Annotated in this window: 13 protein-coding genes and 3 pseudogenes; 10 read left to right on the top strand and 6 right to left on the bottom strand. The window is 32.1% G+C overall.

Annotation, left to right across the window (positions count from 1 at the left end; genetic code table 11):
- Nucleotides 1–2,550 (top strand): DEAD/DEAH box helicase, encoded by a 2,550-nt coding sequence (locus KO527_RS02665; protein ID WP_216038838.1) that lies wholly within the window; start codon nt 1–3, stop codon nt 2,548–2,550.
- Here KO527_RS02665 and KO527_RS25755 read toward each other — a convergent pair.
- Both KO527_RS25755 and KO527_RS02660 read right to left on the bottom strand, forming a co-directional pair.
- Nucleotides 2,551–2,730, bottom strand: a pseudogene (locus tag KO527_RS25755) (hypothetical protein); the annotation flags it as partial. It lies immediately after the preceding gene.
- Between the two features lie 324 nt (nt 2,731–3,054).
- Nucleotides 3,055–3,528, bottom strand: a complete 474-nt coding sequence (locus KO527_RS02660; RefSeq protein WP_216038837.1) for a lecithin retinol acyltransferase family protein — start codon at nt 3,526–3,528, stop codon at nt 3,055–3,057.
- A 71-nt stretch (nt 3,529–3,599) separates the two neighbouring features.
- Between KO527_RS02660 and KO527_RS02655 the strand changes: the two genes are divergently transcribed.
- On the top strand, nt 3,600–3,962 hold the full coding sequence (locus KO527_RS02655; protein WP_216038836.1) for a helix-turn-helix transcriptional regulator: 363 nt from the start codon (nt 3,600–3,602) through the stop codon (nt 3,960–3,962).
- 80 nt (nt 3,963–4,042) lie between these two features.
- Here the strand turns inward: KO527_RS02655 and KO527_RS02650 are convergent.
- Together KO527_RS02650 and KO527_RS02645 are read right to left on the bottom strand one after the other, a co-directional pair.
- Nucleotides 4,043–4,334 (bottom strand): annotated as a pseudogene (locus KO527_RS02650) (DUF3427 domain-containing protein); the annotation flags it as partial.
- A 115-nt stretch (nt 4,335–4,449) separates the two neighbouring features.
- Nucleotides 4,450–4,926 (bottom strand): PD-(D/E)XK nuclease superfamily protein, encoded by a 477-nt coding sequence (locus tag KO527_RS02645; RefSeq protein WP_216038835.1) that lies wholly within the window; start codon nt 4,924–4,926, stop codon nt 4,450–4,452.
- Between the two features lie 345 nt (nt 4,927–5,271).
- Between KO527_RS02645 and KO527_RS02640 the strand changes: the two genes are divergently transcribed.
- Genes KO527_RS02640 through KO527_RS02630 form a run of 3 tightly spaced genes read left to right on the top strand, consistent with a single transcriptional unit; the run spans nt 5,272 to nt 7,953 of the window.
- On the top strand, nt 5,272–6,255 hold the full coding sequence (locus KO527_RS02640) for an HNH endonuclease (protein WP_216038834.1): 984 nt from the start codon (nt 5,272–5,274) through the stop codon (nt 6,253–6,255).
- Nucleotides 6,256–6,296: 41 nt separating this feature from the next.
- Nucleotides 6,297–6,980 carry a hypothetical protein gene (locus KO527_RS02635; RefSeq protein WP_216038833.1) on the top strand — a complete coding sequence of 228 codons (684 nt, stop codon included), beginning with the start codon at nt 6,297–6,299 and terminating at the stop codon, nt 6,978–6,980.
- A gap of 22 nt (nt 6,981–7,002) precedes the next feature.
- The gene (locus KO527_RS02630) at nt 7,003–7,953 is read left to right on the top strand and encodes a nuclease-related domain-containing protein (RefSeq protein WP_216038832.1); all 951 of its coding nucleotides are present in this window, start codon (nt 7,003–7,005) and stop codon (nt 7,951–7,953) included.
- Between the two features lie 60 nt (nt 7,954–8,013).
- Here KO527_RS02630 and KO527_RS02625 read toward each other — a convergent pair whose 3' ends face one another.
- On the bottom strand, nt 8,014–9,219 hold the full coding sequence (locus KO527_RS02625) for a M23 family metallopeptidase (RefSeq protein ID WP_216038831.1): 1,206 nt from the start codon (nt 9,217–9,219) through the stop codon (nt 8,014–8,016).
- Between the two features lie 652 nt (nt 9,220–9,871).
- Here KO527_RS02625 and KO527_RS02620 point away from each other — a divergent pair.
- The 5 genes and pseudogenes from KO527_RS02620 to KO527_RS02600 all read left to right on the top strand — a co-directional run bounded on the left by KO527_RS02620 (nt 9,872) and on the right by KO527_RS02600 (nt 14,203).
- A complete protein-coding gene (locus KO527_RS02620) occupies nt 9,872–10,003 on the top strand; it encodes a LysM peptidoglycan-binding domain-containing protein (RefSeq protein ID WP_216038830.1) in 132 nt (43 codons plus the stop codon).
- A 27-nt stretch (nt 10,004–10,030) separates the two neighbouring features.
- A complete protein-coding gene (locus KO527_RS02615; protein ID WP_216038829.1) occupies nt 10,031–10,282 on the top strand; it encodes a hypothetical protein in 252 nt (83 codons plus the stop codon).
- 55 nt (nt 10,283–10,337) lie between these two features.
- A pseudogene (locus KO527_RS02610) lies at nt 10,338–10,886 on the top strand (SUMF1/EgtB/PvdO family nonheme iron enzyme); the annotation flags it as partial.
- A 153-nt stretch (nt 10,887–11,039) separates the two neighbouring features.
- Nucleotides 11,040–11,393: a hypothetical protein gene (locus tag KO527_RS02605; protein WP_216038828.1), complete on the top strand. Its 354-nt coding sequence runs from the start codon at nt 11,040–11,042 to the stop codon at nt 11,391–11,393.
- A gap of 626 nt (nt 11,394–12,019) precedes the next feature.
- A complete protein-coding gene (locus tag KO527_RS02600; protein ID WP_216038827.1) occupies nt 12,020–14,203 on the top strand; it encodes a S46 family peptidase in 2,184 nt (727 codons plus the stop codon).
- A 172-nt stretch (nt 14,204–14,375) separates the two neighbouring features.
- Here KO527_RS02600 and KO527_RS02595 read toward each other — a convergent pair whose 3' ends face one another.
- Nucleotides 14,376–15,284: a hypothetical protein gene (locus KO527_RS02595; protein ID WP_216038826.1), complete on the bottom strand. Its 909-nt coding sequence runs from the start codon at nt 15,282–15,284 to the stop codon at nt 14,376–14,378.
- Nucleotides 15,285–15,442: the final 158 nt, after the last annotated feature.

The following is a 15,442-nucleotide window of genomic DNA, read 5'->3' as shown; positions in this document are numbered from 1 at the left end:
ATGGAACGTTTGGGTGATAACTTAGCCAGAAGTGTTCTTCAAAATGATTATTTTAAAAAATTATTCATTAAGATCCACAATTGTTATTCATTATCAATATTTGATGGGACGTTAAAATATGAATTGACGGATAAAGAAGAGAATGATCTAGTAAAATTTATTGATTTACTGGCTAATTCAATCTTGCCTTTTGCTCGCTCAAAGGCTTATCACTTAATAAGTTTATTGGAACCATTCATCAAAGATAAAAATATATTTAAAGTGATATCTGTTTCAGTTTACTCAAAAATGGGGCTGTTCGCTTTAAACTATGATTCAGATGTATTACCTGAAGAGCGGCGCTTAGAAAGTAATTTCAAAAAGCATATCTACACAACTGATTGCGGTAAATATCATTTTACAGATTCACAATACAGTATCTATTCTGAAATGGAAAATGCACCTTGTTATAGTTTTTCAGGGCCTACATCTCTAGGTAAGTCATTTTTAATAAAAAGGTTTGTTGAATCAGAAATTATTAAAGCTCAATCAAACCTAGTTATCGTCGTTCCTAGTCGAGCGCTAATATCCCAATTCCGTGTTGAGTTAAATAATGAGTGCGGTGAGCAACTAAAAAATAATAATTACCATGTAGTAGCAAATGTAAGTGGAAATGAAGACCCTGATAAGAAATATATTTTCATATTGACACCAGAACGTTTATTAAATTTTCACAACAGCAAAGTAAATCTGGAGATTGGTTTCCTTTTTGTCGATGAAGCACATAAATTGTCAGAAGATGGCGAAGATGCTGAACGTAGCATTACTGAATACAATGCTATTGATTTAACAATTAAAAAATACCCTAATATCAAGTTGTATTTTTCTTCACCAAACATTTTAAATCCTGAAGTTTTTCTTAGCTTATTTAACAAAAATATCAAATACTCAAAGTCTATTGTAGAGTCACCTGTAGCACAAAACTTATATGTTGTAGATGTAGAAAGTAGAGCAATAAAATGCTTCGTTGATAAAGACATTTTTAGTATTGAAACATCTATCATGAATGAAATTCAAACTGTTGATGATTTTATTTTTACGATTGGTCAAAAGCAGCATTCCAATATGATTTATTGTTCTAGCCGCGATAAGTCTATTAATAATGCTTATACATTTTCAAAAAGGATACCAAAAAACAAATTAACAGAGCCTTTGATTGATGCCATATCAAAAATATCTTCTTACATACATCAATCTTACTATTTAGTTGAGTGTCTAAAAAAAGGTGTGGCATATCATCATGGTCAGTTACCACTTATCGTTCGTAATATTATCGAAGAGTTATTTCGAAATGGAAATATCGACTTTATATTTTGTACACCAACGTTAATTGAAGGCATTAATATGCCAACCAAAAATATTTTTATAAATTGTGAAGATAAAATACGATTAACTAAAGATAAAAAAAGAAATGCCAATAAAACTTTAACATTTTGGAACTTAGCGGGTCGTGCTGGTAGGTATAGAAAAGAGTTATCAGGTAACATTTTTTGTTTGCCTTCTGCGAGTAAAAAATGGGATTCTAGTGAGATATTCAAAGTAAAACAAATTAAACTAACAACGACTATAGACATTAAATTAGATTCTAATACAAGCTTGAGGAAACTAGAGGAGGCCTTAAAATATAGTGAGGCTAGTGAAGAAGCTCTCAATAAAACAATTGAATACTTAGCTAATATTATTTGTATTGATACATTACGCTTCCCAAATAATTTTAACGATAGCTTTATGTTAAAAAAGTTTATAAGCAAACACTTACTTGTCATTTTAGATCTGGCTAAAAAACGAAGTGAAATAATTAAAGATATTTCTTTTGATGTTATTAATTCATATAAATCCCTAAATTTTGAAATACAAAGAAAAATCTATAATAAGATAAGAGAAGCTCCTTTGGAATATGTGCTTCCAGAGTTTTCGTATGACAATTGTTTAATTGTTTTAACTAGGTTTAATGAGCTTTATGAGTGGGATAAAACCGAAAAGATTAAACTGAATCAAATTAAATTTTTTGGCTTTTTAATGAATGATTGGATTAGTGGAAAACCAATCAATGAGATGATCACGAAAGCGATCAAATACCACGAAGATAATCAGAGCCCTGTATATTTTGGTCATGGTAAAGAAAGCCCAATATTTAATGGTAGTAAAGAACACATTAACCGGATTATTGATAACCTTCTCGACAATATAGAAAGAAAACTAAGATACACATTTGAGCGATATTTTAATCATTATCACAAAGTTCTTGTTAGTTGTTTAGGTGAGGAAAAAGCGGGTCAAAATTGGGCTGGTTTTTTAGAGTATGGTAGTAAGCATTCCCTAGTTATAGCTATGCAAAATTTAGGTGTGTCTCGTCATACAGCACAGAAAATATTCAAAGATAAAACTCTTAAAAGCTGTCTAATTATTGAAAATAAAACTAAACAATTAACAGGATTTAATAGAGAAAAATTGTTGGCTAAACTTGATGTGAATTCTATTGAGTATGATGAAATATCTATGATTGCATGATCAACCCAACGCCAACTTAGCCGTCTCATGCCACAAATATGCTGGCATGGGATGTTTTAACTTCCAAGTTATGTTCATAGGCTGGCTGCCCTCATATTTAACAAATTCTACTGGGCCAAAATTAACAAATCCCATGGTGCTCCCATTTTCATGTTTGCCTTGTTCACGTACAATTAATAAGAAAAATTATAGGAAAAGAGGACCGCTATATATTGGCTATTAATTGTTTACCGGGTAATCTATTTGTAATTTGTAATTTGTAATTTGTCAGTGTTAGCACATATCCAAATTTTTTAAAGTAGGATAGTACTTAGAATCAAGTCTCAATGGTTTGAACTATGAAACTAAAAAAAAGCTTGTGGTAGCAATACTCGATAACCAACACAAAATAATACTTTACGGGGTTTTACTACTATTCTTGAAGGGTTTTATGAGTTTTCTCATCAGATAGAGTTATAGGTTTATGGTCATCATGTATGAATTTACTGATGACCATATCAACATTTAAGTTGTAGCCCTTATTGCCGGGAGAGTACTGTCTATTTTTAATGTTGCTGAATGGAGTAAGCACCCTGTAATTCCACCTATAATTGCAGAAAACCAAATATTTTTTTCATTTATTAACCCTAGAAATATGCCCAACGCGGCACCACCGACAGCACAATTAAGCTGTGAGCTTTTTGAGGAACCATGAATTAAGTAGTGCGCTATGTGCTGGCAGTTGTTTGAAATAAGGCAATACCGAGTATCCCCACCAAAAATCTCTTCCAACCTTGAAGTTAAAGTTTCAACATCAAGGTTTTCTGTATGAATAATATTTACATTTTGTTTATTTGCAAACTCTTCGTAGTTAATAATATTAACTCCAGTCTCAGGTACAGTATGGACTACTTTACCTTGCCCTAAATAAATACCTGTGTGTTCAAAGATCCCTTTCTTACGTAATAGTAAAGATCCAATTTTTAAGTTATTATACATGTAAATCCTATGTGTATGCGTTTAAAGTATATATAGGTTAAGCGTATATGGATTTAGTGTAAAGGTTTTATATGAATAATTTACAAACAACATACTCAGCAGTGTTTGGCGCGATTGTCGCTAGTAAAAGAAAAATCCAAGAAAAAGAGCAATCTGAGATTGCTAATGTTTTGGGAATATCACAAGCATCCTACAGCCGCCTTGAGAGTGGTAAGTCATCGATGAGTACAGATCAAATTTTTCTTGTTTCTCAGGCTCTGGAGGAAACAGTGAGTAACTTAATGATTGAAACTGAATCTTATATTAAACGGCTTAAAGATAAAGGTTATAACGTCACTCCACAGTTAAGAGGAGTTGATAACTCTGGTGCAGGTAAGGTAGTAGCAGGCGCGGCTTTAGGTGCATTACTGATTAGCTTATTATCTAATAGGTAATAAGCAAATAAATAAAATAACTCTAGGCTGCTAATTAATTTTTTATTTAGGTGTACTGTAACTAAGTGACAGTAACGATTCTATCCAACAGCCAATTTACCAGCTCGTTGCCATAACGCATTTGGCATCGGGCTTTTTAATTGCCATAATATCCATAGGTTGGCTGTTTTTATGGCTCAGATACTCAACTTCACCAAAATTAACAAACCCTAAGGTTCTGCCGTTTTCGTCTTTATTTTGTTCGCGAACAAATAAAATCAGCGTTTTACCTGTTTGTTGGTGTTGTATATAACTAAGCCCTTTATCTGAATCTGGCAAAGGGCTGTTTTGGCTTTGCCAATTAAATAAAGTGACGTTCTTAGAGTAATTGTGATTACGGTAAATGTTTCAGAAAGGTTTTTCCGATTTTTATAGGGTGGACTGCAAATGATTAAATAATAAAATATAAAAGCTAGATTAAAAGAAGGTAAATCCAGCCCTTTTTAAATTAGTATTTGATGTGATTTATAAAAGAATTAATAGTGCCAAATACTTTAATTTCTTTATCTTTGTTTCTTTCAGCATTATTAAGTAGCCATTGAAAAGCTTCATTTTTATATCCATTTCCATCAAAAACTAAAATAGCTTTATTTTCAGGAGCATTATTAAGGGATTCTAGAAAAAACGGAAATTTTTGGTCAACAGAACCCGATTGTATTTGTCTATGTGCTTCAATTCTAAGTAGTCCATGGACGTTATGATTTAATAAGAAAGCGCTATGTCTGTTAGAATCGTACATATCTTTATATTGTGAACGCTTCTTAAATTGATTTAAATTTGGGCTTTTATTTTCAGTTTCAGAAAACCCTAATGTTAATAATATCTCTTCTAAATCTTTACAAAACTTTCTATTTGACTCTTTGGGAGTTTCTTTGTTTTGTTTTAGACTGCTGATTTCATCGAATAATTTAAGTTGGCTTTCCATTTTACATCCTTTTATTGGTTTGGGTGAAAAGCGTACTACTTGTGCTTTAATAGGTACAGTCAAAACGATTAAAAAAGAAATGTTTATTGACATGTATCAGAGAATAGGAATTTTTGTATAACAATAAATAAATGATGGGTTTTAATGTGAATTTTTACTTGAGTTTAAATTTAGCAATTAGGTATGAGGGGTTAGCTGTTATTTTTTCCCATGTATTTATAAAAAGTAAGCTAGGGAAGTTTTTAATCTAAAAAATAAATTATAGTTAATAATCAGTTGGTAACGATTTAAATATGCTGTATAAATACAACATATTTACAAATGGTTATGAATAAGGTCTTTCAATTGAAGTTTTGGTGGGTGAATCAAAATCAAACTTTTAAACAAGAAATAGAAGGTGGATATCTTTGGTCACCGAAAAGAAAGCAAAATGGTCATAAAAACCAATTTTATGAGTATATGAAAGCTGTTAAACCTGGTGATATTGTCTTTTCATTTTGTAAAACAAGAATTCAAGCTATTGGTGTAATAAACTCTTTTGCATATGCAGCCCCAAAACCTACTGAGTTTGGAAAGACAGGTGGCTATTGGAGTGATGTAGGATGGAAAGTTGATGTTAACTACCAACTAATTAGCAATAAAATAAAACCAGCTGAAAATATAGAAATATTAAGGCGATACCTTCCTGATATTTACTCCCCAATTCAGAAAAATGGGAACGGAAACCAAGGTGTTTACCTTGCATTATTACCTCAACTGTTTGCTGAAAATTTGATCTCATTAATTGGTGTTGAGGCTAAAAGCTTAATTGATATTTCCTTGGTAAATGATTGTTCGATATCGACATATAACGATGCTGTTAAAGATGGGTTGACTGAATATGAAGAAGACTTAGAAAATTTTATTAGAACAGACAGTAGCTTTTTAGAAACAGAAAGGAAATCAATAATCCTCGCACGAAGAGGTCAAGGTATATTTAGACGAAATGTTTCAGTATTAGAAAAGTTTTGTAGGGTCACAAAGGTTGATGAGATCCAGCATCTAAGAGCTAGTCATATAAAACCGTGGCGATATTGCGACGACCATAAAGAAAAACTTAGTGGAAGCAACGGTTTAATGCTTACACCAACCGTAGATCATCTTTTTGATCGAGGTTTCATTACTTTTGATACTAATGGGGAAATATTAGCAGCTCCTATCATCAAAGTTGATAGTTTATTAAAAATGGGTGTAGATCTAACTTTGGGTACTAAAGTTGGCTGTTTTAACCAAGAGCAAGAATATTTTTTAAATTATCATAGAAATGAAGTTTTTTTAGGGAACTATTAGAATGGTCTTTGTAGAAAAATTAATCGTAAGAGGTATTTTAGTTGATAGATGAATCTAAAGTAATTAAAGCAGACTCAATATTTTTACTCATAACAAAATTAACTGTTCTTATATCTGGTATTTTCTTCATTGTTGGACTTTGTTATTCAATTGGAAGTGATGTCGGTTATGGGATTCATTCATCTATACCAAATACAGAAATACTTACCTTGTTTGGCTTTTTTAATGTTCTTACTATTATACCTGAAGTGCTTAAAGAGACATTTAACTATTACTTTATTTCTTTGTGGGGGATTTTAATTTTACCATTAATTGGGATTGCTGTAGGTTTAATTTTTGTTGTTTTTTTTAAGTTTTATCCAAAATTGAAAAAGTTGGAAGAGGAGCTAATTAAAGTATCTTTTTCACTATCAAGATTAGGATATTTCATTTTAATCGGTTTGTTTATGTTGCTCATGATCTTAAAGGCTGTTGAAATAGGTAAAAGAGATGCAATAGATAAAATAAACATATTAAAAACTAAAGGTTGCAAAACTAGAATCACAGAAAACTCTAATTGGTCAATATGTAGTACAGTATTGGAGAATAATAAAACATTAATGCAAGGTTATATGATTTATAAAAGAGGAAGTGAAGTAGCTATGATTTCTTCCAATAAAATTGAATTAGTCATATTTAATATACCTAAATCAGCAGTTATAAAACGTAATTTCATAGTAGATTAGATGTAAGATGAAATGGATTATATTGTTAGTTTTACTTTTTAGTCATTCTGTTTATGCAGTAGAGCAACAAACTGAAGCAACTTGTATTTTGTTAAAACAACAAGTTGCTATGTATAGTAATAATAGATTGCATAAAAATTATCGGCAGTCTAAAAAACTACTTGATAGTGCCTGTATTAACCCTGAACAGATCTCTTTTAAAAAGTTTAAACTTGTAGACTCATCTATCTCTAAAACTGCTTATAATAAACCTCAAACAAAACCTGCTTTAATCAGTAACATTCCAAGTAAAGTGGCTGAAAATAAACAGTTAAATATATTCAGCTTATTTCCTACAGGTCAAATTATTGCTTTGTTTACTCTATTAATATCTTTTGGTGTGCTCAGCATTATTGTTAGGTTAAATAGTGCAAAAATTAAAGGCTTTTTAGCTGAAAGGTTAGTTAATAAATATCTCGGTAAATTAAACACCAATGATTATACCGTTTATAAAAATTTAATATTGTCACTTGAGAATGATGACTTAACAGAAGTTGATCATTTAGTTGTGAGCCAGTATGGAATTTTTGTTATTGAAACAAAAAATTACGCTGGCTGGATATTTGGTTCTCAACATCAAGCTAAGTGGACTCAACAAATATATAAAAAGAAGTCACAATTTCAAAACCCACTTCGTCAAAACTATAAGCATTGTTTAGCTGTGGGTAAACTATTGGGTTTAGTTTCAAATATTAAATCTGTTGTTGTGTTTACTGAGCGTGCAGAATTTAAAATAGACATGCCAAGCAATGTGATTAAAATTGGTGAGCTTTTGGGCCATTTTTATTCATTTGAACAGGTAAAGTTTACAGAAAAACAAGTTATTGAGTTTAATCAAAAATTAAGATCTAATGTATCTAAAACGAGTAGGGCAGATCGAAAAGCCCATTTAACTATAGTTAAAAACAAAGGTGCTGAGCCTTATATTAAATAGTACTAAAATGAGGTTTATTACCTTTATAAACCTCATTTATTAATTTTTATTATTTATACATTAGCGCCAAAGTTGACGCCAAGCACATGTTTTGTAGCCATTTTTACTAAAATAAAAGTTATTACAATTGTCATCGTAATTGTAGTTACCTACATCTACTCTGTAACCACTTATATAATGGTTATGTAATGATGTGTATCGGCCGTTATATAACAATGAAAAGTGTACATGTGGGCCTGATGATTGACCACCTTCACATAATGCGGTTTGTTTGTTATTAGCATAACGACCTAACCAAGCACCCGTTTGTACACTGTCGCCTGTTCTGTATTGTAAATTGTCCATATGATAGTAACTCGTTGCATATCCGCTGGAGTGTGTTATTCGCATATTACAATTTGAGTATTTGGTTACTACACCGCCATGCGAAGCTTGTATCCATGGTGTGTTGCTTCCCCATCCACCTGAGTTATTATTAAAATCTAACGATGAATATGGATAACCCGAACCGGTGTTTGAGTGTGCGCCGCCGCTATACCAAGCATAACCAGAAGGCCAAGGAAAACTCATATAAAAATTTGCTGCGGTATTTATATTGTTTACTTTATTATCAGGCTCTATAAGTGCATTTTGTAATAGTAAGCTGTCTTTATTTTGAGTAAAAAGCTGATGAAAATGATTAACAAAATTACTCGTTGTTTTAGTGTCGATTTTAAAGGTGTTTGCTTTACTGAGTTTTAATAAATTGGAGATTGAAACTGTAGCTGCGGTGGTATTTTTTAGCTTGTTTGTTGTGATGTTATTATTTTCTTGTGCTTCTAAAAACAAATAAAAATGTTTGCTTAATCTTAAAGCAATATCCTGTAATTGATTATCAAACCCTTTCTTTGTTGATAACTGTCCAAATGGGGTAGTGAATGCGTTTAGTTTGGCATTATTTAAAATTTCACTTTGCTGATCCATTAATGCGATTAGAATTTTAGGGTTGATACTCGTGTAGCCGGCCCAGTGCATTATGACTTCTTGTTTGTGTTTTAATGCTGTGGCTTGTGTATTAAAAAAGTGGTCCCAGTCTTCATTTAATTGTGTATTTGAAAAAACAAATTTATCGTTATCAATTACTAATAAAGCATTAATAGGCAAGTTTTGTAATTTTTTTTCGTCAAATTCAATTGTATCGTGATTATCAAAGTGTACTTGTGCGTTTGTGCCTGTCGCTACCGTAATTAAACAGGATGTTAAAATAGGGAGTATTGTTGTTTTCATTATTTATCCTTGTTATTAAATAAAGCTTGTTAACCAAATGTTAAAAGCTATGTTTAATCTAGTTCCTATTATAGGTTTTTAGTAATTGTATTTTTTAATGTTTATATTTGGATAATTAATGTTTAAGTAATGGGTACTGCTTGGTGGGTGAATAAATAATGCGATGTTTAAAAGCATTTGAATTAATATTTTAAATGCTGGATTTTTGAGTAAGTTGAATTTACAGATAAACAGATCAGAAAATGAAACAAAATGATGATCTTATATGCCAGAAACGGGTAGTGAGTATATAAAAGTTAATTTAGGTATTGTTTAAGGCAAAAGGGTGCAGCAAAAGATTAAGGTTATTTTTGATTCCGAGATATCTAAAATTGTTGTTTGAATTGGGCTAGTAGCAATATTTAGTTGTAAGGCTGAAGCCTCACCTACAGGTACCGGGTCATTGGTAGGTTGGCATTCAAGTTGAGTAATAGTTTGTTTCATCGTTTTTGAGTTATGAATATGATTCTATCTACACCATCACTATTTTTTTACATTACATTAATTGGAGGTAAGTGAATAAAGTATTTGTTTTATATAATTCTGTTGAATTTAATATCATGAGTACCTATAATCGGGTCTTTACTGTGTTTGAAATTATAAGGAAAATAATATGCTAGGAAGGCAGTATACGGTACAGCAAAATGATTCATTATGGAGCATTGCTGAAAAACAGCTTAAAGACCCTGAGAAATGGCCTTTACTATTTGAACATAACAATAAAGCTGAGGTATCACACCTATAGCTTATGAAAATCAATTCTATAATCTACATGTTCTTGTTTCTTATAATTACAGGCTGTAATAAAGTTTCAAATCACAATAATGATAAATTAACTAAGTTTGATGATCACAAAGTTAGTTACATTCAAGATACATTAGCCAACAATGAATTAGCTCCTAAACTTGCAATTATTCCGAGAGGAGTTAATAGGTTAGGCACAGATGATGAGTCACGACCAATAAATGAACGACCATCATATTTAGTTGATATTAAAGAGCCATTTGCATTAGGGGGTATATGAAGTAACATTTGAAGAATATGATCTTTTTTGTAAAGAAACTGGTCGCCCAAAACCAACTGATGAAGGTTGGGGCAGAGGTAAGCGTCCAGCTATTGATAGTACTTGGGATGACGCAAGAGCATATGTAGCTTGGCTGTCTCAACAAACTGGGCAAGATTACTTTTTACCATCCGAAGCGCAATGGGAATATGCTGCACGAGCAGGAACAACTACAAAGTACTGGTGGGGCAATGATCCTGGAGATAAAAATGCTCAATGTGCGGGGTGTGCTCAAATTCATACATGCATAGATTGTAAAAATGTTCCTTTGCTTGAAGATGGTACTGCAGAAGTCGATTCTTTTAAAGCAAATGCCTTTGGTTTGTATGATGTTCATGGAAATGTAGCTGAATGGACTGCTGATTGTGAAATTAAAAGTAATCCAGATAAAATATCTGATGGCAGCCCTAGACTAAATGGAGACTGTGATCGACATATTGTTAAAAATGGATCTTGGATGAATAATGTTAACTTTATACAAGCTACAGTTAGAGGCGCAGCTGTTGACGGAAAGACTTTTAATAGCAAACGTATAGGATTTCGAGTTGCTCGTAAAATAAAGTAAAGGGTTATTAGAATATAAAAATACCTCAACTGCGAGTTTATAATCATGTTTTTAAAAATTACATTTAGCTTCGTGTTGATTTTCTCATTTTTGTACATTTGGCTGTTTAAGCCTTATATGAAATATGAGTATAAAAGAATGGGTGATATACCAGTGACTTTAGAATCTGAATATTATAACGTTACTGGAGCACCTCTTTGCTCTAAATTTTATAAAGTTGAAAATGGTAAGATAACTAATAAAGGAATTTTTCCTAATATGCCGATTGATATTCCTGACCCACATTCTTTTTCAGACTTTGAAGCAGGTGATAGGGTGACATTCACTGGATTTATTTATCAATGGCATTCAACTAATTTAATCACAGGGGAAAGTTCACAAAAAATTATTAACATGATTGATGTTATTAGATGGAATTCAAGTAATTCGAAAACATATACCACGAATGAAACAGACTTGAATCCATCAGATTTTAAACAAGAGAATTATATCAGTTGTAAATCTTAATAACTTCATAAGGTAAAATTAATCTATTTCAGCAGATGAAACTGTCTTTTGAGTTTTAAATTGATGGTGATAATTGCTTCGCTAGAAATGTACGAGATAATTTTACATTTGTTTTTGTAGGTTGGCCTTTAGACTGACTTGATTTACAAATGTACTACAACAAAAGAAACGCTACTGACAATTGTTCCTGTGTTATGCATGAATCTATATGTTATTTATCATGAAAAGCTAAAGCCTCTCCTACAGAATTAAGTTATGAAAGGCTAGCTGTATTTCTTCATGCATGTTCTTTTTATGACATATATATTACGCGGCTGAAGCCCGTCTACATCATTATTTCTTTTATTGTATAAGTACAAACATCATATGTAAGGCTTAAGCCTCATCTACAGGTGTATATTTATAGGTTGGGCTTTAGGCTTATAACACATTGACTATATGTGTTTTATCAAAATATCATAACCGTAAAAACAACTTCAAAATGGGCAAAGTGCTTTACACTTCTGTGATAATTATTTTGATTGTTTTTTTGACTAAGTTGTTTGACTAGCGCAGAATAGCTGCGTTTTGATACATTATAACAATATTATAAAAACATTAATAAAATAAACTATTTTAGGGATACTATGAAAAAGCTTAAAAACCTAATAATGTTGCCAGTATTTGCTTTAAGCAGTACGGCAGTATTAGCAGATGAAGGTATGTGGCAACCAAACCAATTACCTACAATTGCAAAAGAGTTAACTAATGCAGGTTTAAAGTTAAATCCAAATGATTTAACAGACTTAACCGGCTTTCCTATGGGCGCAATTGTTAGCCTTGGTGGTTGTACAGCCTCTTTTGTGTCAGACAAAGGTTTAGTTGCGAGTAACCATCACTGTGTATATGGCTCTGTTCAATACAACTCAACTGCTGAAAACAACTTACTTAAAAATGGGTTTTTAGCTAAAAGTTTTAATGAAGAATTACCAGCAACACCGGGTAGTCGTATATATGTAACTGAAGAAATTACTGAAGTAACTAAGTCTGTAAAATCTGGTATTACTGACAATATGCCTGGTAGCGAACGTTACAAAGCGATTGATACAAATTCTAAAAAATTAGTTGCTGAATGTGAAAACGACGACAGATATCGTTGTAGTGTTGTTAACTTTCATGGCGGTTTAGAGTATTACTTATTTAAACAGTTAACGATCCGTGATGTACGTTTAGTACATGCACCAGCAAGCAGTGTTGGTAAATACGGCGGTGATATTGATAACTGGATGTGGCCACGTCACACTGGCGATTATGGTTTTTACCGCGCTTATGTAGGTAAAGATGGCCAACCTGCAGATTTTCATAAAGACAACGTACCATATGAGCCAAAACATCACTTAAAAGTAAATAAGAGCAGTGTAGATGACGGCGATTACATCATGGTACTGGGTTACCCTGGTAGAACAAACCGTTACCGTACAGCTTATGAAGTAGAAAATACTTTTTCGTGGACTTACCCGCAAGCTAAAGCGTACCGTGAAGAAATTATCGATTTAATTCATACAAATTCTGAAGTAGGTAGCGAAGCACGCATTAAGTACGAAAGCACACTAGCTAGCCTTGCTAACTACGCTAAAAACTATGGTTCTATGATCCACAGTTACAATAAAGGTACTTTTTTACAACGCAAGCAAGAACTAGAATCAAACCTTGGTAAGTGGTTAAAGAGTAGCTCTAAACGTAATGCACAATATGGTGAGTCATTATCTGGTTTAAATAAACTTATTAAGCAAGATGATAAACAACAAGCACGCGATTTAATTTTGGGTTACATGCGTTATAGCAAAATGCTATCTACCGGTAATAAATTGCATCGTTTAGCGATTGAAAAGCAAAAGCCTAACCTTGAACGCGAACGTGGATACCAAGAACGTGATTTAGCACGTTTTGAGCAAGGTATGAAATCAGTTGACCGTCGTTATGATGAAAAAATTGATAAAGAAATTCTTGTTGCGATGTTAAAGCATTATGTTGCATTACCAAAAGTAGATCGTCTTAAGTCTTACGATAAATTCTTTGGTTTAAAAAATGTAACCGCTAAAAACTTTAACGAGAAAAAACTTCGTACAAAATTAAGCAAAATTTATAAGAAAACTAAACTTAATTCTCAAAAACAACGTTTAGCGCTTATGAATAATTCAGTTGCTGACTTTAAAGATAGTAATGACCCATTTGTTAAATTAGCTGTATCTAGCTTTAAAGAGCGTAAAGCAATTGAAGATGCATCAAAAGAGTTAGCGGGTAATATTCAAGCTTATCGTCCTAAATATATGGAAGCATTAATTGCTTACTTTAATGATAAAAACCTACCTGTATATGCAGATGCAAACAGCACGCTACGTATTACTTACGGTAATGTTAAAGGGTATTCTCCACAAGATGGTTTAACAGCTACACCTTATACAACGCTTGAAGGTATTGTTGCTAAAGACACAGGTATAGCACCATTTGACGCGCCTAAAAAGCAGTTAGAGCTTATCAAAAATAAGTTTTATGGTGACTATGCTAAACCTGAAATTGGTTCAGTACCAGTTAATTACCTAGGTACTTTAGACATCACAGGTGGTAACTCTGGTTCACCAACACTTAACGACAAAGCTGAATTTGTTGGTTTAGTGTTTGATGGTGTGTACGAAAGCATTATAGGTGATTGGGATTACGATCCTAAGTTAAATCGTTCAATTCATGTAGATGTACGTTATATGCTTTGGGTTATGGAGCACATTGATGGCGCGACTAACTTAATTGAAGAAATGGATATTGTTGAGTAATTATAAGTAAACTCAATTTATCATTAAAATCCGGCTTTATGCCGGATTTTTTTGTTTTAAAACCAGGTTTAATTTAAACAATATTATTAACAGAGGAAGGTTGCAGGTTTGCCTTAGGCTAATATTTTCATGGCACTAAGTGTATTTTATAACGTGACTATTTTATTAATATTTATTTTAACCAGTATTTACTTTCGATCTGGTTTGATTTTTCAGATAAATGATTGTTTTCTAGGTTAATCCAATTTCTATTTGGTTGGTTAATAAATTTTAATGCACTAATAATTACAGGGTGATGATTAAAATAGTTTAAAAAACTGCCATCATTATATGCGTTTTCTAATCCTAAATTAATAATATTGGCAAGTTTTGTATTATGTTGTCCAACAAAGAAAAACGAGGGTAATCGATACTCAAAAATGAGGTTGGGCTCTATCGTAAGAGTCGGGTATTGTTTAACAACAATATCATGTTCTGACTTTATTTCGTGTGCTGCACGTGATATCGCGTCAAAACGACCACCTGCAAGCATTGTAAATAAATCATTGTATGCGGCTGTTATAACGGTGAGATTGGCATCTTTCATTATAGGTTCATCAGCCCAGTTGAAACCTAGGCCAAACTTAATATTTGTTAATTGATCTATATGTGTCACGTTTATGAATGACAACATAGACTCTTTTGTAGTCATCATTATTCTGTAACCCATTAAGCCACGAAAAACGGGGATATATATAGCCTGTAATTGTTGCTCAACATTTTTAGAAGTCCCCATAAAAGCTAAGTTTACAGGACCATTATTATTTAAACTGTTAATTAATCGCGCATGAGACATATCTTTCTCAATCACTGCATTCATTTTATATGGATGGCCACTTTTATCTAAAGCTAGTTTTAATAGCCCTATCCAATAATCTTCATCGGCAGTTAATTTATCTTTTACGGTTCTTTGATAATAGCGAACTTGAATTGGTTGAGTTTGGTTAGTTATTAAAGGGTCATTGATAGTAGCGCTAACATGCGTGCTTGTTAATAAGGTTATATAGAGTATTAAAACAACGCTTAATTGATTTACCTGCATTCACTATCACCTCATTAAATTAAGCTTATTGGTAAATTTTAGTAAAAGAGTGAATTAAAGGACAATAAATGCCATTTTAAAATTACTTTTTATACCAAGATGTTTAATTTCATAAAACAATTGGTTGTTTATTGATCTAAAACATGGGTGTGATTAAG

The organism is Pseudoalteromonas sp. C2R02, from assembly GCF_018860845.1.
Classification (GTDB): Bacteria; Pseudomonadota; Gammaproteobacteria; order Enterobacterales; family Alteromonadaceae; genus Pseudoalteromonas.
Note: the sequence above shows the minus strand (reverse complement) of the source record. Positions and strands in the feature narration are given on the sequence as shown.